At 43.9% G+C, this 21,269-nt stretch carries 15 protein-coding genes and 1 pseudogene; 4 read left to right on the forward strand and 12 right to left on the reverse strand.

Annotation, left to right across the window (positions count from 1 at the left end; genetic code table 11):
* The first annotated feature begins 345 nt into the window (after nt 1-345).
* A complete protein-coding gene (locus Q0541_RS24530) occupies nt 346-1,344 on the forward strand; it encodes an aldo/keto reductase (RefSeq protein WP_298916798.1) in 999 nt (332 codons plus the stop codon).
* An 88-nt stretch (nt 1,345-1,432) separates the two neighbouring features.
* The gene (locus Q0541_RS24535; protein ID WP_298916802.1) at nt 1,433-3,310 is read left to right on the forward strand and encodes an ABC transporter ATP-binding protein; all 1,878 of its coding nucleotides are present in this window, start codon (nt 1,433-1,435) and stop codon (nt 3,308-3,310) included.
* 288 nt (nt 3,311-3,598) lie between these two features.
* Here Q0541_RS24535 and Q0541_RS24540 read toward each other — a convergent pair whose 3' ends face one another.
* A complete protein-coding gene (locus Q0541_RS24540; protein WP_298916804.1) occupies nt 3,599-4,204 on the reverse strand; it encodes an RloB family protein in 606 nt (201 codons plus the stop codon).
* On the reverse strand, nt 4,197-5,483 hold the full coding sequence (locus Q0541_RS24545) for an ATP/GTP-binding protein (RefSeq protein ID WP_298916807.1): 1,287 nt from the start codon (nt 5,481-5,483) through the stop codon (nt 4,197-4,199). Before Q0541_RS24545 ends, Q0541_RS24540 begins: the two co-directional genes overlap by 8 nt.
* Nucleotides 5,484-5,866: 383 nt before the next feature.
* On the opposite strand from Q0541_RS24545, the gene topA reads away from it, so the two are divergent.
* On the forward strand, nt 5,867-8,032 hold the full coding sequence (gene topA, locus Q0541_RS24550; RefSeq protein WP_298916972.1) for a type I DNA topoisomerase: 2,166 nt from the start codon (nt 5,867-5,869) through the stop codon (nt 8,030-8,032).
* Here topA and Q0541_RS24555 read toward each other — a convergent pair.
* The 8 genes and pseudogenes from Q0541_RS24555 to Q0541_RS24590 form a co-directional block, all read right to left on the reverse strand.
* Nucleotides 8,029-8,292, reverse strand: coding sequence for a type II toxin-antitoxin system RelE/ParE family toxin (locus Q0541_RS24555; protein ID WP_298916810.1), 264 nt, complete (start codon nt 8,290-8,292; stop codon nt 8,029-8,031). The two genes, topA and Q0541_RS24555, sit on opposite strands and share 4 nt — an antisense overlap.
* Entirely contained in the window at nt 8,285-8,536 is a 252-nt protein-coding gene (locus Q0541_RS24560; protein WP_298916813.1) for a type II toxin-antitoxin system Phd/YefM family antitoxin, read from the reverse strand. The genes Q0541_RS24555 and Q0541_RS24560 overlap by 8 nt, the downstream gene beginning before the upstream one ends.
* Nucleotides 8,537-9,090: 554 nt before the next feature.
* Nucleotides 9,091-9,204 (reverse strand): annotated as a pseudogene (locus Q0541_RS24565) (phosphoribosyltransferase); the annotation flags it as partial.
* A gap of 101 nt (nt 9,205-9,305) precedes the next feature.
* Nucleotides 9,306-9,713, reverse strand: a complete 408-nt coding sequence (locus Q0541_RS24570; RefSeq protein ID WP_298916816.1) for a response regulator — start codon at nt 9,711-9,713, stop codon at nt 9,306-9,308.
* 6 nt (nt 9,714-9,719) lie between these two features.
* Nucleotides 9,720-10,121, reverse strand: coding sequence for a response regulator (locus Q0541_RS24575; protein ID WP_298916819.1), 402 nt, complete (start codon nt 10,119-10,121; stop codon nt 9,720-9,722).
* Nucleotides 10,093-12,204, reverse strand: coding sequence for an ATP-binding protein (locus tag Q0541_RS24580; protein WP_298916822.1), 2,112 nt, complete (start codon nt 12,202-12,204; stop codon nt 10,093-10,095). The genes Q0541_RS24575 and Q0541_RS24580 overlap by 29 nt, the downstream gene beginning before the upstream one ends.
* Before the next feature lie 33 nt (nt 12,205-12,237).
* Complete coding sequence (locus tag Q0541_RS24585) at nt 12,238-13,998, reverse strand: ATP-binding protein (protein ID WP_298916825.1); 1,761 nt, start codon at nt 13,996-13,998, stop codon at nt 12,238-12,240.
* 988 nt (nt 13,999-14,986) lie between these two features.
* Nucleotides 14,987-15,508 (reverse strand): phosphoribosyltransferase, encoded by a 522-nt coding sequence (locus Q0541_RS24590; protein WP_298916828.1) that lies wholly within the window; start codon nt 15,506-15,508, stop codon nt 14,987-14,989.
* Nucleotides 15,509-15,638: 130 nt separating this feature from the next.
* Here Q0541_RS24590 and Q0541_RS24595 point away from each other — a divergent pair, with 130 nt between their 5' ends.
* Complete coding sequence (locus Q0541_RS24595) at nt 15,639-17,090, forward strand: MFS transporter (protein WP_298916831.1); 1,452 nt, start codon at nt 15,639-15,641, stop codon at nt 17,088-17,090.
* A gap of 270 nt (nt 17,091-17,360) precedes the next feature.
* Here the strand turns inward: Q0541_RS24595 and Q0541_RS24600 are convergent, their stop codons facing one another.
* Both Q0541_RS24600 and Q0541_RS24605 read right to left on the reverse strand, forming a co-directional pair.
* Nucleotides 17,361-19,691, reverse strand: a complete 2,331-nt coding sequence (locus tag Q0541_RS24600) for an EF-hand domain-containing protein (protein ID WP_298916833.1) — start codon at nt 19,689-19,691, stop codon at nt 17,361-17,363.
* Nucleotides 19,692-20,069: 378 nt separating this feature from the next.
* Nucleotides 20,070-21,155: a toll/interleukin-1 receptor domain-containing protein gene (locus Q0541_RS24605; RefSeq protein ID WP_298916836.1), complete on the reverse strand. Its 1,086-nt coding sequence runs from the start codon at nt 21,153-21,155 to the stop codon at nt 20,070-20,072.
* Nucleotides 21,156-21,269 lie beyond the last annotated feature (114 nt).

The following is a 21,269-nucleotide window of genomic DNA, read 5'->3' on the forward strand; positions in this document are numbered from 1 at the left end:
AAAATTTAAGCCTATTAATTAACAATTTCACCTTATTCATTAAAAATTTATTCCGATTCATTAACAATTTAAGCCGATTCATTAACAATTTAAGCCGACGCATTAACAATGTAAGCCGATGCATTGGCATTGCAGGGTATTGTCTTTCATTAATTCGCTACGAATTAATGAAAGACTGTACTTAGTCGATGTGTTTTACAGGCTTTTAGTTCTGCGTTAGCGTACCCCTACGGGGATCTTGCTACGCGTAGCGTCTCGTAGAGAAGCGGGGCGGAACGCACGTCGCATTCTATTTAGAAATTTCAACACTTTCTCAATCAACCACTTTCAATCAACAACATCTCCATGACCTTACCAACTACCAAGCTCGGTAAAACTGGATTGACAGTTTCCCGCCTTTGTCTCGGCACCATGACCTTCGGATTGCAGACCGACGAAGAAACTTCCAGAGACATCCTCGACACCGCTGCTAATGGCGGTATCAACTTTCTGGATACAGCCGACGTTTATCCCCTCGGCGGCGGCCTTGCTACTGCTGGTAGCACTGAAGAAATCGTTGGGCGCTGGCTCAAAGGCAAACGTGAACATTTTATCCTAGCTACCAAGTGCGTCGGCCGCGTTGGCCCTGCACCTTGGGATCAGGGGGCTTCGCGTAAACATATTCTGGATGCGATCAATGCTTCCCTGCGGCGGCTGGGAACTGACTATATCGACCTGTACCAATTGCACTCCGACGATGCCTCCACCCCCCTCGATGAGACTCTGGAAGCGTTGGATGCGGTGGTTCGTGCTGGCAAGGTACGCTACATCGGGGTTTCCAACTTCTTAGCCTACCGACTCGCCCGTGCTTTGGGTCGCGCCGAGACGCGCGATCTAACCAGGTTCATCTCAATTCAGCCCCGCTACAACCTATTGTTCCGCGAAATTGAGCGAGAACTATTGCCCCTGGCGAAAGAAGAAGGACTGGGTGTAATTTCCTATAATCCTTTGGCGGGGGGTCTACTCACCGGCAAACACATTCTCGCCGAAGGCCCCACCTCAGGCACCCGTTTCACGCTAGGTGCTGCCGCAGAACGTTATCAAGATCGCTACTGGCACGATCGCGAGTTCAATACTGTCGAGGAATTACGCACAGTAGCGGATCTCGCCGGATTTTCCCTCACCACCCTAGCAGTGGCTTGGATTTTATCTAATACCATTATCACTGCGCCCATAATTGGCGCTAGCCGCCCAGAACAACTTGCCGACTCCCTGAAGGCAGTAGAACTAAAACTCGACGATAATTTGAAACAAAAGTTAGATGACCTAACCGCCGAATACCGAAGGGGAGATTCTCTTCGTTAGGAATGATTTTATTTAACACCACCGGACGGCTTATCTAGCCGTCCATTTTTATTTTACAGAACAGCTTGATGCTATGTGACCGACTTTCATGAAAAAAGCCAGACAATCCAAATCCTTTCAACGTGCTGCTGATGCACCAGATTTGCCATCAACTCCATTCAGGTTCATTTGCTATTTCATTAACCAGTTCCGCTGGTGGTATGTGGCAGCGGTGATCCTGGAGGTAATACACGCAACCTGTGGGATTATGTTGCCCTATGCCATAGGTGAGATCATCCGGGGCGTAACGCGATCGACGGGCGACAGCAAGCCCATTTTTGATGCCATGAGGCAACCCCTGATGCTGTTCACCGCCTTGAGTGTGGGTGAAGTGGTATTCGGGCGATCGGCTGGACTCTTGCACACCATCCTCCATCCGATCCACCGACAGCACATTGTGCGATCGCTATATGCCTACTTGCAGCACCATTCGCATCGCTATATGAGCAGCAGTTTTTCCGGGGCATTGGCACATCGGATTAGCGAAACTTCTCTGGGTGTTACCCAGACGATGCAAATGATGATTACTGAATTTATGCCAGTAATCGTCGTGTATACCGTCGCCACAATGTTACTGTATCGCGCCTATCCTCCGCTTGCTGCACTCGTGGGAATATGGGCAGTTCTCTTCATCAGTATTTCGTTCTGGCTGGCAACTCGCTGCCGAATTTACTCCCGGAAGGCCGCAGCCGCAAGAAGTGAGACAACTGGCATCATGGTAGATGCAGTAACAAATATTACTAGTAGTAGACTGTTTGCTCGCTTGGGTTTTGAACGACGCTATTTGAATGAGCAATTAAGGCGCGAAATCAAAGAGGTGAGAGAGTCCAATTGGTACTCAGAGCGAATCCGCTGGTTTCAGTTCATCTCAGCAGCGATTCTGAAAATCAGCACCCTGTATTACTCGCTCTCTCTCTGGAGTCAAGGAATAATCGCTACTGCTGACTTCGTTGTGGCAACCAGCTTGTCGCTGTTGATCATCAGTGAAGCCCGCAATTTGAGCCGCCGCTTTATCGAATTTTTTGAACATATTGGTAATGTTGCCAATGGTGTCTTGATCATCGTTCAACCCCACGAGTTGATTGATCGTGATCGCGCGATCGCCCACTCAATTACCCAAGGTAAGATTGAGTTTCGGCGGGTGAATTTCAACTACTCAGATGAGAAGAAAGTTTTCAACAACCTTTCTGTTAGCATCCTAGCGGGACAGCGTATCGGACTGGTGGGCTTATCCGGCTCTGGAAAATCCACCTTTGTCAATCTGATTCTGCGTTTGTTCGACCCACAATCTGGACAGATTATCATTGATGGGGTTGATATTCGAGACATGACTCAGGATGCCCTACACGCTCAAATCAGCCTGATTCCTCAAGATCCGTCTCTGTTCCATCGCACTTTGCTAGAAAATATTCGTTACGGACGCTTGGATGCAACCGATGAAGAAGTGATCGAGGCCTCGCGAAAGGCTCATGCTCACGATTTCATCGCCCAAAGTAAGGATGGTTACGATTCTATGGTGGGTGAACGTGGTGTCAAGTTGTCTGGAGGGCAGAGGCAGCGCATTGCGATCGCCCGGGTAATTCTCAAAGATGCGCCGATCCTGATCTTGGATGAAGCCACCTCCAGTCTCGATTCAATCACTGAAAAAGCGATCCAGGATACCCTTGACTTAGCAATGAATGGGAAAACGGTGATCGTGGTGGCTCATCGGCTATCTACCATCGTCCATCTAGACCGGATTCTGGTGTTCGACAAAGGTGGCATTATCGAAGATGGTTCCCACGCCAAACTACTGGCACTCGGTGGCGCTTACCACAGGTTATGGAAAATGCAGGCAGGTGGATTTCTACCAGAAAATCTCGGCGAGGAACGCATACGTGAGGCTGGCACTGGCACAGATAACATCGAAGAGGAAATGATCGCTTGACATTTGCCACTACTTAATATAATTTGGCAAATTCAATTCAGGAATTGTTCGAGAAAGAGTAGGTTAGCTTATGCAAGCCGATGCATTAACAATGCAAGCCGACGCATTAACAAGGCGGGCGATGCATTAACAATGTAGGTTTGCGATCGCAGCTTGCCTTAAAGTTCGTGGAGAACTTGGTTTACTGCCCACTGTGGAAACTCATCAAGTAGAGGTTACAGCGTAATCATCGCATCTGCCCTTCTGGTTCTCAGTGGGCATAAAGTTGTCTAGCTATTGAGAGTCTATTTACAGAATAAACTTGTTGAGTTCCTTTACTAATAAATGCACAGTTGTTGATGGATTGTCTTTGGCTGGAATCTGAGAATTATATTGTTTAAGAAGATTTTCAGCATTTTTAATAGCAATAGCTTGCTTCTCAAATAGCTCATCATAAATAGTTTCGCTATTCTTCTGATATGTCCGACCAAATAAAGAAGTTAACTTCCTCGGATAATCACTTCGAGGAATACCAGTGTGGAGAAATTCAAAATGCAGAACATACCATAATTCAAACGCTTCATTGGAATAAGCTACTTTAAACCCGTGAGCCTCAGCATTTTTAATAGCGTTATTAAAATCTTCTATAGTCCAAGAATTACGATCAAAAACACACCAAACCTGATCATACTCTCCTTGCTTATTCAGTTCCTTAGCGCTTTGAACTAGTTTGCTGGGATTCTCTCCTACACCCTGCACGTCTATTTCAGCGACATTTTTAGGAACACGAAAACTTCTAAAGTAGTTAGGTTCAGTTTTTGATCCTTCACATACAATCAAGAATCTCTGTCTAATTTCTCTCGTATTAACTTTTCTAGGTGAGTATCCAGAAGAGTTTATCTTTTTTTTAGACATGAGAATCGATTAGATGATTCAAATTTCCGATATATGGAATTGCGCCATATCTACCTTGAATATAATCACTCTCAAATGAAGCATCGTCAGGTATCTTGTATTCTGCTAAAGAGTACAAATCTGTTGCACCATATCTATTCTTTTCAGTAAACCAAATCTGATCCCTACGAAAAAGCTTATTGTTAAGTAAATTGGTATCGTGAGTCATAAATATTAACTGAGCATTATTTGGATTCGTTTCATTAGAATTAAATAATTCGACAATTGCACGGCTGATCAAAGGATGAATTCTAGCATCGAATTCATCAATGATGAGAACTTGACCATTTTTCAGTGTATCTACAAGAGGTCCTGCTAAAGAAAAAACTTTTTGAGTACCCTCAGACTCTTGCTCATCTAAGTTAAAAATCTCTGTAGATATAGGATTTCCTTTGCCATCAAATTTTTGGTGTATGGTTTGAACTGATGATATTTTTCCTTCCACATTTTTTAAAATTAAGTTCTTTATTTCATCTGGTAATTCTTTAGGCAAAGAATCAGCATTGATTTCACTTTCTTCTACCTTAATATCGCTAAATCCCAAATCTAATTTTTTGAGCAACTGAAGAATCTCATCTCTATTTTCGTTATCCATTAAACAACTAACTGTATATCCTCGATAGCCTCTATCATTTAAAGCAGAGATAAGTGCAACTGTGTTTGTCAGCCAATCCAAGATTTTCTCTGCAATCTGGACATTAAATTGAGCAGATACAGACAAAAAGAGGGCATTACGTCTTGTCTTCTGCTGAATACCATCAGCTTTATATGTTTTAGAAATACTAATCTTGTCCAGTTTGCGTTCAAAAAGCTTAGTTTCTTTTAATTTAGGAACATAAAATAACCATTCAGAGACAACTTTGTCAATAGTTGCCTCGAATCCATATCTATATCTTTTGCCATTCATTAAAAATACTATTTCAAAAAAAGATGGTTTTCCTTCAGTTTCAGTGCTGAGTTTAAATTGCTCAACATCTATTTTTTCCGTGCTTTGAGTCTCTTTAGAAGAATTAATCATGAACCATTTCATGAAATTTAAAGCTGTAGCTAGATTACTTTTACCACTAGCATTTGCTCCATATATTGCAGCGCTTTTAAGTAGTTTTAAATCATTATCTACTTCAAAAACGTTGTTTTCATCAAGCTTTTTGTCTTTTGCAACAAGGTTAGCTGCCACCATACTAAAGGTGACTTGTTCTTTAAACGATCTGTAGTTACCGACACTAAATTCAATAAGCATAGCATGAAGTTTAGGCTTCAGACAGAAATCTGTGAATAAATCATAATTTACTGCTTTAAGAGTAGCAATAATTGGTTGAAAATGCTAAATTATAAGATTGTTTTTACAGTGTACAGATGTACTGTTATTAAGGTATGCAGCATAATAAACGTCTGCACCGGACGATTGACGGTTTCATTGCAAAAACTAACGCTAGATACTTAGAAGTGACAAAGGTTTAGGTACAACAAAATTACTTCCGAGTTGAGCAATTTCCAAAGCTTTTTGGTACAGTATTCTAGAAAATCCCCATGAGAAAGATAGGCGTTCGCCTTTGGCGTTGGCGCAGCCATCGCTCAAAAGCAATTGCCAGTTTATTGCTCAGAATCAAGAATGCAGTTGTTATGATCAAACGCCTGCTTGTAGTCGAGTCTCCCGGAAAAGTCAAAAAACTCAGTCAAATTCTGGGTTCAGATTGGAAAGTTCTCGCCAGTTGTGGTCACATCCGAGAACTCAGCAATGAAGGGGACGATTCCTTGGGCTTCGTCATGGACGGCAGTAATGTGCGGTGCAATTACGTCCCGCGTGACCAACGAGCGAAAGAAACAATCCAGAAGCTCAAGTCTGCGGTGAGGCAGGTTGATGAAGTTGTTTTAGCAACTGACCCAGACCGGGAAGGCGAGACTATCGCTTGGCATCTCAAAGAAACGCTGGGTTTAAGAGAACCGAAACGAGTAACTTATACTGAGATTACAGCATCTGCGGTGCAGAGTGCGATCGCTAATCCTAGAAAGCTAGACCAAAACTTAATCGGTGCTGGGTTGTGCCGAGATTGCCTAGACAAGTTGGTGGGTTATAAAGGTAGCCCTTTAGTTTGGGCATTAAATAACGGCGCTAAGAGTGTTGGCAGAGTCCAAAGCGCTACATTGCATTTGATTTGTCAGCGAGAAAACGAAATTATTGCTTTTGTCCCCCAAGATTACTGGAGTGTCTGGGTAGATTATGCTGAAGGATTTCGAGCTTTTTACAAAGGTTCGGTCGATTCTGCAAAAGATGCAGCAGACCAAGAAACTGAAACTCACGATGACGCAAAGGTAGGTAATAGTACAGAAACACCGGAGTCTAAGCGTGTTCTTTCGGAAGCAGAGGCAACACGTTTAGTTGAAGAAGCACGGCGACATCCTCATCAGGTGATTCATTTTGAAGGAAAAGTCGTTAACCGCCAGCCACCACCACCCTTTACAACTTCCAGCCTTCAGCAAGCTGCTGGTTCAAAGCTGAGGTTTGCTCCCGAAAAAACTATGGTTGTCGCTCAAAAGCTCTATGAGGCAGGGTTAATCACATATATGCGAACAGACTCAGTGATGCTGAGTCCAGAATTTTGTGCCAGCGCCCATAAATGGTTAGAGCAAAATGATCCGCAGAATGTACCGCAGCAAGTTGCCAAACATCGCAGTAGCAAATCGGCTCAAGAAGCACATGAGGCGATTCGACCAACGGATGTGTTTCGTCCCTCAGTTCAGTTGCGCTCTGAACTTCCTGATGATCAGTTTAATTTGTATGTGATGATCTGGAAACGGTCAATTGCCTCTCAGTGTCGTGCTGCCCAATTGCGTAAAACTCAGGTGATTACTCAGTCTGGTTCTCTACTGTGGTCAGCGAGAGGGCAAGTAATTGAATTTTACGGTTATGCCCGATACTGGAACAATCTCAGCAAGGATAGTGTTTTACCTTCATTACAACAGGGACAAGCATTGAAACTGGAGAATGCTGGACATGAGCAGAAGCAAACCCAGCCACCACCCCGTTATAGTGAACCAAAATTGGTGCAACTGATGGAACGTAAAGGAATTGGTCGCCCAAGTACCTATGCTCCGACTGTTGCTACCCTAAAAAAACGAAATTACGTGGAGTTGAAAAAAGACCATCTGCAACCGACAGCATTAGGGTTAGAAGTTGATGCGTTTTTGCTCAAAGCACTGCCGGATTTACTAGAAGCCGAATTCACAGCAAAAATGGAGGATGCCCTTGATGCAATTTCCGAAGGAAAACACTCTTGGCAGCATTATTTAACTAGTTGGAATCAGGATTACTTTCTACCAGCGCTCTCCAAAGCTAAAACTGTAGTTGCGAGTTCCCCAACAGGTAAAGCTAATGTGATAAGTGAGCGCAAATATGAAACTTCTAAGACGCGATGCCCTGAATGCAAAAATTTTCTCGCCAAAATTCCCAGCAGTAAGCTTAAAAAGAAATATTTCCTCAAATGCACAAAAGGCTGTGAAAATGTCGTGCTATTTTGGAGCGACTTTAACAAAACTTGGGAGCCACCACGAACGAAAGCAGTCCAAGTTGAGAATCAGCAAAAGCCCCCCGTGAAAACCACGGCATATCCCTGCCCAGTATGTAAGAAACCTCTAGAGGAGTACAGTTACATCAAAGAGGGGCAGAGTAAGACAATGTTGCGATGTGGTGATCCGCGATCGCGTAAGGACACCAAACATAAAGATGTGGCTTATTTCAGTACGCAAAAAGGGTGGTGGAGTCCTAAGTTTGGGGAGTTGAATTGTTAGACTCCACCATCATTTCGCTTACCAATGCGAAAAACATCAATCAATTTGCTTTCTTCATCAATCGTGTAGAGAATTCTATATTCACCTTGATCAACACGATAACCATCCTCATAGCCTTTTAAAGCTTTGCAGTCTTGAGGTTGAGAATTGCCTTGAAGCGAAAGGATTTTAGATACAACCTGCTTATAAAGTTTCGCTTGCAAATCCAATAAATCCTTTTCAGCGGTCTTAGCAATTCTCAAACTGTAGCGTTCACTCATTTCCACGCTTGGCACTAATTGCCTCTAAGGTAGTAAACCCATCATTTTCCTCAATTGCACGACGAAGTGTTTCTGAATCAATGGCATCTTCAACAGCTTCAAGCAATTTCAAATCATCAAGACCGATAATTGCTACGGCAGCTTTACCATGACGCTGAATTATAATCCGCTCACCCTTATACTCAGCACGATTGATAAGCTCTTGGAAGTTTGCGCGAGCTTCTGTTGCACTTATGGCAGTCATAGCGCCTCACAAAATTAAATAATTGATCCTCATCAAAATGTAAATTTTGTACAAATTGCTAAAAATATACAAAATTTACGTTCTGTACTAATATTACACAATCGACAAAACAATTTCCAGAGTAAAAACTAAAATACTCGTTGAACAAATCCACTCATGTAGCCCCGACGAACTAGAAGACCATTACGCTCAAATCTGTGAAATTAATTTTGTTTAAGTATTGGGACTTCCAAATAAAAAAATATTCCAAAACTGACGCAAAAATCCTCTTTATTTCTCTTCTCTGTGTCGCGCCAGTTGCTTCTCCTAAGGGAGACGCTCTTGCTAGCAAGATCCCCGTAGGAGTACAAGTCGGGGAACCGCAGACGCTCTCTACGAGACGCTGCGCGTAGCTTGCTTCTCCGTAGGAGTACGCAGGCTCGCTACCGCTGCGCTATGCGCGGCATCGTCTCCCCTTCTCACATTGGGAGAGGCTAGCGCCTGCCTTCTTGATGCCCAAAGGGCTGTAGGGAGAAGGGCGCACTGGCTTCTCTGCGTCTGGAGTGGTAGCCTAAACAGGCTTTACACCAAAGAACGGCGGTGCAAATTTCCTGAATGGGGAAATCACTATTTTGCTTGAGCCAAGGTATAGTCTGTTGGAGTGCGATCGCATCTACTAAGTCATCTATTTGATTTTGGATTGATCCACTGTGATGCGATCGCTATTTTCAAACTCCTCCTTAGCTCAATTTAGGGTAAGTAAAAGTTAAAAAATCCTAAGCACTTTTGCCTAACTGTCCTCAGTTTTACCTGGTATGAGCAGTTGCTTGATTTGGTGAGCCAATATTTCTAGTCCCGCATCCTTGGCAAAAAATCCGTCTGCTTTTGGACACATTTGTTTGCCATACACCTCTAACTCATTCCTACTCATGTAAGCTGTGACGAGGATAACTACAGGAGAACGGAGCAAGCGGCGCTTGAGAGCCGTAACGATTTCCATGCCATCTGTATTTAGCTCATGCCGAGCCGTAGGTAGCACGAAATCGACCAGAAAGATATCGTACTGGTTTAGTTCCTCTAACTCCCACAAGAAACTAGACACGGACTTGTAGGTTGCTACAGCATATTCTTCCTTGAGAAAACGTTGGACGATCCGACACCAGTGTTCGTCATCGTCCAAAATCGCCACCTTATACATGGGGATTCAATTCCTCCTTTCACCCAGTAGAGTAATCATGTCCAAAAAGGCATCGTAGTCAGTGATGGGTTTGGTATAGCAACTGTCGGCCCCAGATTGGGACAACAGGAGATGTTGCTCGGCGGGCATGGTGTAAGCCGTCACCAAGATAATTGGTATTTGTTTCCACTGTGCCTTCAAATAGCGCGACAGCATAGAGCCATCGACTTTTTGTCCTTGCCATCTAGCTCCCGGCAAATTGATATCCATAATCACCAGTTCGACTGCCCCCGCTTCGCATTGTTGGAATATCTCTTTTGGTTCGGCAGTAATAAACACCTGATGACCACCCAAGCGTTCGATTAGTTTGGCGGTTCCTTGAGCTAGAAGTTGATTATCTTCAACCAGTAGGATATTCAAGACTGTCACCTGTAAGCTGACTCGGTTTGTTTAGAGGCAGGGTAAAGGTGACTGTGTTTCCCTGCCCTAGCCCAGGGCTTTCAAGCCAGATATTACCATCCATCAGTTCCACCAATCGCTTGCAGATAGTCAGCCCTAAGCCTGTGCCCCCATAGGAGCGCTGGGCAGAACCATCAGCTTGCACAAATGGGGAAAACAGTTGCTCTGAGTTTTCCATCTCAATGCCGATACCCGTGTCGCGCACCGAGATTTGAGCCATTGTCCCAGTACTATCGACGACGGCCCGGACATGGATTTGACCTTCATCTGTGAATTTGAAGGCGTTATCCAGCAAGTTCGTCATCACCTGGCGGACTTTGATCTTGTCGGCGAAAACAGTCTCAATTTCACAGTGAAGCGTCAGAGGAATTGCCTTGTAGCGGCTTTCGGCACCTGAGAGGAAACATTGCTGTTGTAAAAGCTGTTGCAGATAAACTGTCTCCAAATCTAAGGCTATGCGTCCGTCTTCAATCTTGGCAATATCAAGCACATCGTTAATGATGGTAACCAGATTTTGCGTCGATTGGTAAGCGCCGTCGATATATTGGCGCAACTCCTCTTCGTCTTCATAAAGGCGTTCTTTGAGCAACTTTAAGTAGTTCAAGGTCGAAGCCAGAGGGGTTCGCAGTTCGTGGCTGGTAGAAGCCAAGAAGTTGCTTTTGAGGCGACTCACCTCTTCGGCGGCAGCTCGGGCATGAGAGAGAGCTTCGTTGTGCATCTCAACTACCAGACGCTGCTGTCGTTCGCGCTGATAGACGCGGTTTTGGAGCACTGCCAGCGATAGATGAATGTTCAAAGACTGGATGAGTTCCATCTCTTCGATGCTCCAGGGGTAAGCTTTATCTTGTTTGAGCGCCTGCCATTGAGCCATTGACTGGCGGGGTCGCTCTTGGCGCTCATCGGCTTCCTCAGAGCCAGTCCAAAGATTTTTTGTGCCGATTTGATCACGAAAGAATGTCAGATACCCCAGGAATTCTTTACCATAATACAACGGTTGAACAATCAAACCCCGAATCGATGTGGTCTGAAAGGATTCAATCAGTTGGTCAAAACCCGGTTCTTGCTGAAGATTAATTACCACTCGCTGGGCAGGTTTATCCTGTTGGGTTAAGTCAGTGTCGATGGCAGCAGGAGCTACCCCTACTTCTTGCCAGAGGGGATGATTTTCTAGTGAGTCTGGTTGCTCAAACTCGGATGGAGTCGGCTGATTTCCGTAAGTATAAAGATGGGCTGGTAAAGCCTCATCCGAGGAAGTGAGGTACAACCTTCCTCCAGAACTGCCAGAAGCTTTCACTGCTTGTTCCAGAACGTTATGTAAAATCTGCTCAGGGGGCAGAGGGGCGTGCAGCAGAGCGGCAATCTGATTGACGATCGCTTCACGCTGCTGCTGCTCCTGCACCTGACTCAGCAAAATCGCCTGGGTAATTGCCAGTGAAACCTGGTCAGCGAGCATTTGGACGACCTGCAAATCCTCAGATGTAATTTCTTTGGGTTCGGCATGATGAGAGATCAACAGCCCCCAGAGTTCCTGTTGATAAATTATGGGTACCACTAGAGAAGATTGCACACCCATCTGGGTGAGATAGTCCACATGGCAGGGGTCTACCGGTCGGCTTAAAATATCTTCCAGGGGTTGCTCTTGCACTTCTTCAACGGTCAAGTCCCCGATTGCCGTCGTTTTGGGAGTCGGCAGCGAGTTGAGGATAATCCGCTGCTCGTTGACATTGACAATGGAGCGGGTACGTGCTCTGATAAACAAGGCCCGCGCTTGGGGCGGAATGTCATCAGTTGGATAGTGCAATCCCAGCAAAGAAGGCAGACGATTGGGGGCACTCGCTTCCGCAACCACTTGCCCATGTCCGTCACGATCAAAGCGGTAAACCTTAGTCCGGTCGGTTTGCAAAAATGTCCGCAGTTCGATCACAGTTGCATCCAAAATCTCTTGGAGGTTCAACGATTGCCGGATGCGGTTTGCCATACGAGCCAGCAGAGCTTCTTTGCCTTCAGTCAATAACTGATCTTTTTGGTTTCTAAAATTGGAATTTGTAGCCAACTGATACTCTCTACTTATCAGAATAATTATTTATTATTTAACTAGGCTAGCAATTACCATCGCTAATTTAGCTGGTTCTATTGGCTTAGTTAAATGTTTTTGGAATCCTGCTTGGAGAATTTGTTGCTGGTCAACCTCTCCAGCATAGGCTGTCAGTGCGATCGCTCTTATCTCTCCCCCTTGCTCAGGCGGTAGCGATCGAATTTGCCGAATCAGCATATAGCCATCCATTTGTGGCATCCCAATATCACTTAAGAGAATATCTGGCTTCTCAACTGCCAAGGCGTCTAATGCTTGCGAAGCTGAGGCGAAGGCACGCACAGAGGCACCACACTGTTGAAGGATGAAAACTATTAGATCGCGGCTGTCAACTTCATCGTCCACGACCAGCACATTTACCCCCAGAAGATTAGGGGAAGCGTCAGGTAAACCCTTGTCTTCACTTGTTTGAGGCTCGACACTCTTGATAGGTAACAACACAGTAAAAGTGGCACCTTTCTCGTCTCCCTCACTTTCTGCGTGGACTGTTCCACCGTGCAGTTCAGCGATTTGACGAACGATCGCCAGACCAAGCCCCAAGCCGCCAAAGGCTCTTGTTGTGGTATTGTCAGCTTGCCGGAAGTAATCAAAAACGTGAGGCAGAAATTCTGGGTCAATGCCCTTACCCGTGTCACTCACTTGGATTTGCGCTTGTGTACCCACGCGCTCAAGTCGTATTTCCACTTGACCCTCGGACGGTGTGAACTTAACGGCGTTAGACAGCAAATTCCAGACGACTTGCTGCAAGCGACTGGGATCTCCCAAAACTTGCCCTATATTTGGTTCAAATTTCGTTTTGAGTTGAACTGACTTGGCTTGAGCCGCTAGACGCACAGTATCAAGGGCTACTTCAATGACGGCGGACAGGTTAACAGAGCTGATATTCAGACTAAGCTTGTTTTGAAGAATCCGGGAAACATCGAGTAAATCTTCCATTAGCTGAGACTGCAACTTGGCATTGCGCTCAATGGTTGCTAGGGCATAAGCCGTCTTTGCTTCATCAAATTTGCGGGTTTGTAGGAGTTTTGCCCAACCCAAAATCGGGTTGAGGGGGGAACGCAATTCGTGAGATAGAACAGCGAGGAACTCATCTTTGAGACGATTGGCTTGTTCAGCTGCTTTTTGTGCCGCTTCGCTAACGGCCCGAGCGGCTTGCTCACGTCGTGCAGATTCTTCGGCTGCTTGACGGGCATTGCTACTATAAAGAGCGGCGGCGGTAAAATTTGCGAGGCTTTTCATCAACCTCAAGTCTTCTCCATCAAACTGCCGATGCTGATCGTGGGATATAATCCAAATCGTGCCAAGTCGTTGATTGGCAATCAATAAAGGAACCACCAGGATCTCGACGATTGTTGGCTTAAACTCTTGCAAGTAGGTGAAATACCGTTCTGGATAGGAATAAAGCAGGGGGGTTTGACGTTCTAGGCAGATGCCGCAGTAACTACGGGTGTAAAGAGTGGCAGTTTGTTCATACGCTTCTAACATCCCGGCTAGTGCAAACCAGCGGCAGATATTTTCCCCGCTCGGAGTCACCTCAAGTAAGCTGACACCTGCTGATTCTGCCCGACACAGTTTAGTGGTGATTTTTACAAGCTTTTTGAGCAGAATTTGAGGCTGCTCAACTAGTTGCCGTGCAAGGGTATGAAGTGCATCGTTTTCTTCTTTGAGGTCAGTAGTTCTGGGGACTCGACGAGACAACTCTTTAGTGATCAGAATATCATCTAAACATATTTGCTCCACTTCCTCATTGGTCATTACACTACTTTGCCTCTAAGAAATATTGCCTCATTATTCCCTGTCCCAGTTCACCCAAGTTTCTTAACATATCTTCAATTTTTATTATCACGAAAAATTAAAAAATGAGGGATCAGAATGAATTCTAATTCCTCATTTTTTAATTAAAGAATTTATACTTTGCTCTAATAGGGGGGTATAAACCCGGATTTATCACTCCTATTGCCAAAGTCTTATAAAATCTAGATTCAGGCGTTTCACACTGCATGAAAATATTTCCCTAGAAAAAAGGGCTGAAACATAGTCTGGGCAATACTTCTTAGCAAGACGTAGCTCGTCGCTCGCGTAGCGTCTCGTAGAAAAGACATCGCACTACTTGTGAGAAATCGAGGATAAAACCCTTTGATTCATTTTCACCCTTGGATTTTCACTCTTTATTTCCATATAAAAGAGATTAGGACAAATGATCCGCCCCTGCTACTTCCTGAGGGAAGAGTTTGGAAGTTTTTCATAATACCAGCACGGATTTTTCATTTTGAAACTAATGTTGATGTTGACAGTGCTAGCGGAAGCGATGTCTACGACGGGCTACGCCTACGCTATAATCTAGATTGCTACCAATGTGCTAGTACAGCATGACGTAAATCCAGCCACCATTTAAGACAAGGGGCAAAATCTCCTTGTTAAAGGTAGGTAAACTTCTCCTACAGTGTGCTAGTTAGATTCACCGTGCCATTTGAGGAAAATTGGATGTTACAGCTATTTTCAGGTAAATAGACCACGCGGGAGGGGATCTTGGCCTTGCGCCCCTACGACAGATGTGGTTCAAATACTTGAATTCTCTTGTAAGGAATGTGAGTGTGAGATTAATTTTGTGTAGGTATTAATCAACACAGTTGACCGAAAAAGACTCATGATACAAGCCCCTAAATTTATTTATGGGGATTATTAATTTTGACTTTTGACTTTTGACTTTTGACTTTTGACTTCCCCGTTCGCGTAGCGTCTCCTAGAGTTGGGGCTGACTTACCTTAGCCGCAAGTTCTGCGGGGTTCATCTGCTCGTAGTGTTCAAAAGGTTGATGAATCCAGGGGTTGTCAGGCAGATAATCAACATAATAATCGGGTGCTATAACTGAACAGGCTTTATACCAAAGAACGGCAGTGCGAATTTCCTCAATCGGGAAATCAGTATTTTGCTTCAGCCAAGGTATAGTCTGTTGAAGTGTGATGCCAGAGTCTACCAAATCATCTACTAGAAGAATGCGCGAACCTAACTTTTCGGCAGTCATCGTTAAGTGGCGGGAGAAAATTAAATCACTTCTTCCTTGCTTAAGTGCGCCACTGTAAGATGAAGTTGCTAAAATTGCCAGCGGCTGCTGGTATATACGGCAGAGAATATCTCCAACTCGTAGTCCTCCTCTAGCAAGACAGATAATCTGGTTAAATTCCCAACCGGATTGATAAATCTGAATAGCCAGTTGTTCAATTTTTTGGTGATAATCTGACCAAGAAAGATAAAGGTCTGGCATAAGTATAAGGGGAGTGGTAGATAACTAGTATTCAAGGCGATGTCTACGATGGTCTATGACGCTCGAAGACTCGCTAACGCTTCGCTATCGGCGTCGCAGACTTTTTATTTTAGTATGAGTGCAAAGTTTTATGAATGATTCTGCTGCTGATGGCGATGCCCAACGAGATATTCTCAGTGAAAAACTCGACTTTAAAACAAAACTGGCTTACGGTGCAGGAGATTTAGGCCCAGCAATTACTGCAAATATCTCCGTCTTTTATCTGCTGTTTTTCTTTACCAATGTCGCTGGTATCCCTGCGGGTTTAGCTGGCAGTATTTTGATGATTGGCAAAATCTGGGATGGGATAAATGATCCGGTTATCGGGTTCCTGAGTGATAAAACGAAATCTCGTCGTTGGGGCCGTCGTCTTCCTTGGATGTTTTATGGAGCAATTCCCTTTGGAATTTTCTTTTTCTTGCAGTGGATTGTACCGCGATTTAGTGCAAATCAGAGTGATAATATTTGGCCGATGTTCTGGTATTACGTAGTGATTGGGGTGCTATCTCAGTCCTTTTACACGATTGTGAATTTGCCTTATACGGCGATGACTCCAGAACTAACTCAAGATTACGACGAACGCACCAGCCTTAACAGCTTTCGCTTTACATTTTCCATTGGTGGTAGCATTCTGTCATTGATTTTAGCGCAAATTGTTTTTTCCCAAATTGCCGATCGCCAACAACGATATCTTGTTTTAGCGGCAATTTGTACGGTAATTGCGATTTTAGGATTATATTGGTGCGTTTTTGGAGTCCGCGATCGCATCCTGGCTTTTGAGTCCAAACGCATTCAAGCCGAGGAACCTGCATCTCTCTCCTTTTTGGAACAGCTAAAAATTGTCTTTAGCAATCGACCTTTTTTATTTGTTATTGGTATATATCTTTTTTCTTGGCTAGGTGTGCAGATTACAGCCAGCATTATTCCCTATTTTGTAGTCAATTGTATGGGTCTCAAAGAATCAGATGTGCCCACATTGTTGATTGCAGTGCAAGGAACTGCCCTGCTGATGCTATTTGTCTGGGGGGCGCTGAGTAAAAAAATCGGCAAAAAAATTGTTTATTTTCTGGGAATGAGTTTATGGATAATAGCAGCCGCCGGACTATTTTTCTTACAACCTGGTCAAATAGGTTTGATGTATGTGATGGCTGTGATGGCGGGTGTTGGTGTCTCCACAGCTTATCTAATTCCCTGGTCGATGATTCCAGATGTGATTGAATTAGATGAACTCCAAACTGGACAACGCAGAGAAGGCATTTTTTATGGCTTCATGGTTTTGCTACAAAAATTTGGTTTAGCTTTTGGGCTATTTTTGGTGGGAAATGCTTTGCAAGTAGCCGGTTTCAAAGAATCTGTAGCCGGAAGTCCACCACCCATCCAACCGGAATCGGCACTGTTTGCTATCCGCATTGCTGTTGGGCCTATACCTACAGTTTGTTTAATTTGTGGCTTAGTTTTAACGTATTTTTACCCGATTACCCGCGAAATGCACGCAGAAATTATGTTGAAACTCAAAGAACGGCAAGAGAAGAGGGAGAGTTAAAAGGATGCGGGGAAAGAATTTTAACTAATTACTAATTCGTAATTCGTAGTTAAACCTCATCTATGTTGAGAAGTGTAGTTTTTGCCCTCACCCTAAATCCCTCTCCCAAATGGGAGAGGGACTTCTTTCCGGCTCCGCTTCTGGGAATATTGCCAGAAGCGGCTAGGGGATGAGGGTTTTTTCTTTTCATAGGGAAAGAACTACAGTTTTCAAGGTGGACGCGGTTTAAGAATTAAATTACGAATTACGAATTATCAATTAGGAATTATTTTAAGTGGTTTCTGTAAACATACCGGTTCGGGCAAACTCTTCTTCTTCAGGGGTGAAGAGCGGAGCTTTATCAGCAAGTTCAGGCTCAAAGTAGTATGTCTCTTGCAGAAACTGTCCGCTGATCACAGCCTCATCTAAATCCTTGATGTGGTTCTGTGCAACTATACATGCTTCCTTGAGGTTATTCTCATCGCCCTTCTCCAGCAGCTTTGGCAATTCCGTTTTTACACCTGTCAGCCGTGCCAATGGCTTGAGCATTCCGTAGATGTTGTAGATGCGAGCAGTTTCTATGCTGGTGTATCTGAGTGCATTGGCTCTTGCTAACTCAGAGTCAAGGCTGGGCCAAAAACGGGTGGTGTAGAACGCCTTCTCATCCTTGTGATACCACTCTTCCGATCGTGCAATGGAGGAAGAAACGGTGTTATGTAACTTCCAAAAGAATAAACGCAGGGATGAACCATCTACCACGGTGGATAACTTTGCCTCCAGTGACACCTCAAAGTCGGTAAGATTAAGATCGCGCCCAAGCACAAGGTACTCCACAGGATACATATCCACCTCCTTATTCTGCACAACGTACATATTCAGGTGATGGCGGCAGTAGGGGCAAGGGTACATGGTGGCAAACAGTTGGAAGAAGTCTTTGAAGATTGCTACTAGGGCTTTTTGCTGTACATCGGTCTTGGTAGACACAATCTCAGCCGTAGTGTGGAAGAAGCGCCACACTCCTGGGCCGATGTAGTACGGGAAACTGACGCGCATTTGGGAATCCTTTACCTCAGTCCGATTTAGATAGACATCAATAAATGATACATACTGCGAGAGTGCGCCTGACTCCCGCCCAAATTCTAGGCGTTCGCGCCGTTTCTGGACTCCATTCAGGTAGTGATGCGTTAACCGCCATGCTTGTTTGAGTATCAATTTCTCTTTTGGGGTGCAATGAGGAAAGTTTTCTGCAACATCCTCCCCATAGCGGTTAAATTCTCCTGAGTTTTTTGTAGACTGGTACCACTCATCCAAAGCCCCCTCATCGGGTACGGTGTTGCTTTGGATATCTGCTACTGTAGAGACACTAAACGCCGCTAACAACTTCGGCATGAAATCTTCATACCAGTATGCTACTGGCATCATTGCACCATCCACTGCCTCGGTTGCCTGCCTCAGGATGACGCGGTTCCACTTGTTCAAATAGTCCTTGGGATTTCCCTGAGATTTAGCTGGTGGTGGAGCCATTTCTTCATTCAATTCTATTCCCCTGAGCCGATTAAGCTCGTTAATTGCCAGCACACCTTCTACGATGTCACCCAAGCTCAGACTCTTCTTTTTGATGGTAATTGCAAACTCGACTCCGGCAGCAAACTTTTCTTTGACATTGGCAAATTTACTCCGCGCCTCTAAAATCGCTTTCTGTTCTGCCAACATTTCTGATGTCTTTGCCACTGTTTTCCAGTCTTTGATCCGCTCCTGCAATCGGGCATATTCATCTGCAACTGATTCAACAACTGCATCTAGCACGGGGTAACAAGCCTCTTCCACCACACCTAATTCTTTGTAGAGTGCGATCGCCTGCTTGACAAATTCCACAAAGTCAGTAATTCTGTATGGCAAGTTTTTTACCCGCAAGTGAGTTTCGTGGTTGGCGGAGAAACTCTCACGGAAACTGCGGTAGGCTGCTCCTTGAAGCAGACGAAATAGACCAATCTGCATTTGCAAGCGCGACGTACCGCTTTTTTTCTGATTAGGTGAGTGTGGGTGTTGCACTAACTGTTCTTTTAGCTGTGCCAACTCAGGAGTCGTGTTGCTGGTTGCTTCTTGTAAAGTCGGCTGGGTGATGGTGGCAGTTGATGTCTTCAGCGAACTGTCAAGGGAAATCGGTGAGTCTTGATAGCCAGTTTTGCTCTCTGACTCCTCTGGTACTAGCTGACAGAATTCATTAAAGTCTATTGAGGCATCGCCATCATGATCTACTTCCTGTAACATCTCCTTCAACTCAGTGTCTGTCAGCCCAAATTGACTCATCACTGTCCGCAATTCTACGGCAGTAATCTGACCGCTACCATTCTCATCAAAGGCACTGAAGGCTAACTTGAGGCGACTTTGGCGATCGCCTACCTTAGCGATCATCAGCGTTTTAAATTCTTCAAAGTCGATAGTGCCTGACAAGTCAACATCAATCTCTTTGATCAAGTCACGCAGCCCCGTTTCCGTGGGATTTTGCCCAAGCGATCGCATTACCTTCCCCAGTTCCTCGGTTGAGATCGCTCCGTTGCCGTCTACGTCTAATACCTTGAAAGCTTGCCACAGCTTTTCTATTTCTTGTTCATTAATCATGGTTTTGTTCCAATTCCATAGGTGTCACTAATAAATTTATTAGCATGTTTTTTAACACTTACTTCAATACTGTTTAGTTATGTTAACTAAATAACAAGTATCAGGAACAACTGAACTTAGTCTCAACGACACTTACAGTCGCCTTATAAATTGGTCAGTTGCTTATTATTGCGACAAATGCAACTTTACAAGTTTGATTGCAAATGCTGCTAGATAAACTATCAAAAGTTTTCTGTCTTTGCTTATAAAAATACTTTTGCTTCATTCCCACTCTTGGAAATGAGGCAAATTTCTATGTAGCTTTACACCCACGGTGATTTTGTCATCGGGGATACAGGCAAAGTCTTAGTACTGCAACGTATTTCACCTATTTTAGTACTATTTATTGCAAGTTGAGTTACATTTACGAACTTGCGCCCTCAATTGAATATAAGGCGAATTCTTATTTATGTTTCGTAAAGACTCTACTTTCAGGATGACTAGCTTTTCTCCTTTTTTCAGTTTACCAATTGGTTGTCCTGATAAAGAATTTTCATTTCTTAGATTCACTTCATATTTAACAGTTACTATTGCTCCTGATAATGGAACAACAGCAGGAGAAATACTAGGAAAATACTTAGGATTTGCGGGTTGAAGAATTAGTGACTTTCCAACAGATAAACTACCTGAAGTATTTTTAACTATACCTATCCATATCCAGCCAGTAGAACTTACTGTTTTTGCTGAATTTACAGTTGGTTTAGATGCTGATAAAGGGATCTTTAATATATCAGGTGATAGAGAAACAAAGCGTATAAATATACCACCTACTATAATCACAACAACTAATCCCGTAGAAATCTTATTTACCCTATTTCGCTTACGAAACCTTGCTGATCTACTAAACAAATAAGAAAAGGTCACTGTTCCCACATATATAAAAACGTTTACAGCAGCGTTTCCAACAAGTATCACAATTGACCTGAGCCAACGCAGAACTTTTTTAATAAAGTAAGTAGAATCAGTAAGTTCCTCGGCTACTTCTCGAATACCTGTAGCAATACTTGCAAAAGCTTTATTATAGGGTCTCCATTCAGTGATGGGTCTTTCACCCTTGGGTAAAACTTTGACATTGGGGAATGCGACCTTCCAATAATTATCGACTGGACTAAGCAGAATAGTAATAACACGAGATGTTTTAGCCCTATGCTGTTCCATAGCTTGCTTGCCCAAAATATTCCAGTGGTAATCTGAATTAATAAAATCTGAACTAATTAGCACTAAAATTATATCGGCCGTCTTTAAATTTGTATCAATCTCACTTTTCCAATCCTTTCCTGGGCTGATCATTCTTCTATGCCAGGTAGTACTTACGCCCTCCCACTTCAAAAGACTGAGGTGATTCTCTAATTTTTGCCGCATTTCTTCATCTTGAGCCGAGTCAGAGCAGCAATAAAAAACTTTGACAACCTTAGTAGCAGGCATTGACCTTAGCACCTATTAATATGAAAGAATTATTACTTTCTTCTCATAGCATTTTTTATTTAAATTTCTGATAATTTACTCAGTACTAATTATGAATTTTCAACAGTGAATTTC

This window comes from uncultured Nostoc sp. (assembly GCF_937863485.1).
Taxonomy (GTDB): Bacteria; Cyanobacteriota; Cyanobacteriia; order Cyanobacteriales; family Nostocaceae; genus Nostoc.

Coding starts and splice junctions, on each gene's coding strand:
- Q0541_RS24530 (WP_298916798.1), top strand. CDS start 346: ATGACCTTACCAACTACCAAGCTCGGTAAAACTGGATTGACAGTTTCC.
- Q0541_RS24535 (WP_298916802.1), top strand. CDS start 1,433: ATGAAAAAAGCCAGACAATCCAAATCCTTTCAACGTGCTGCTGATGCA.
- Q0541_RS24540 (WP_298916804.1), bottom strand. CDS start 4,204: ATGTCTAAAAAAAAGATAAACTCTTCTGGATACTCACCTAGAAAAGTT.
- Q0541_RS24545 (WP_298916807.1), bottom strand. CDS start 5,483: ATGCTTATTGAATTTAGTGTCGGTAACTACAGATCGTTTAAAGAACAA.
- topA (WP_298916972.1), top strand. CDS start 5,867: ATGATCAAACGCCTGCTTGTAGTCGAGTCTCCCGGAAAAGTCAAAAAA.
- Q0541_RS24555 (WP_298916810.1), bottom strand. CDS start 8,292: ATGAGTGAACGCTACAGTTTGAGAATTGCTAAGACCGCTGAAAAGGAT.
- Q0541_RS24560 (WP_298916813.1), bottom strand. CDS start 8,536: ATGACTGCCATAAGTGCAACAGAAGCTCGCGCAAACTTCCAAGAGCTT.
- Q0541_RS24570 (WP_298916816.1), bottom strand. CDS start 9,713: ATGTATAAGGTGGCGATTTTGGACGATGACGAACACTGGTGTCGGATC.
- Q0541_RS24585 (WP_298916825.1), bottom strand. CDS start 13,998: ATGACCAATGAGGAAGTGGAGCAAATATGTTTAGATGATATTCTGATC.
- Q0541_RS24590 (WP_298916828.1), bottom strand. CDS start 15,508: ATGCCAGACCTTTATCTTTCTTGGTCAGATTATCACCAAAAAATTGAA.
- Q0541_RS24595 (WP_298916831.1), top strand. CDS start 15,639: ATGAATGATTCTGCTGCTGATGGCGATGCCCAACGAGATATTCTCAGT.
- Q0541_RS24600 (WP_298916833.1), bottom strand. CDS start 19,691: ATGATTAATGAACAAGAAATAGAAAAGCTGTGGCAAGCTTTCAAGGTA.
- Q0541_RS24605 (WP_298916836.1), bottom strand. CDS start 21,155: ATGCCTGCTACTAAGGTTGTCAAAGTTTTTTATTGCTGCTCTGACTCG.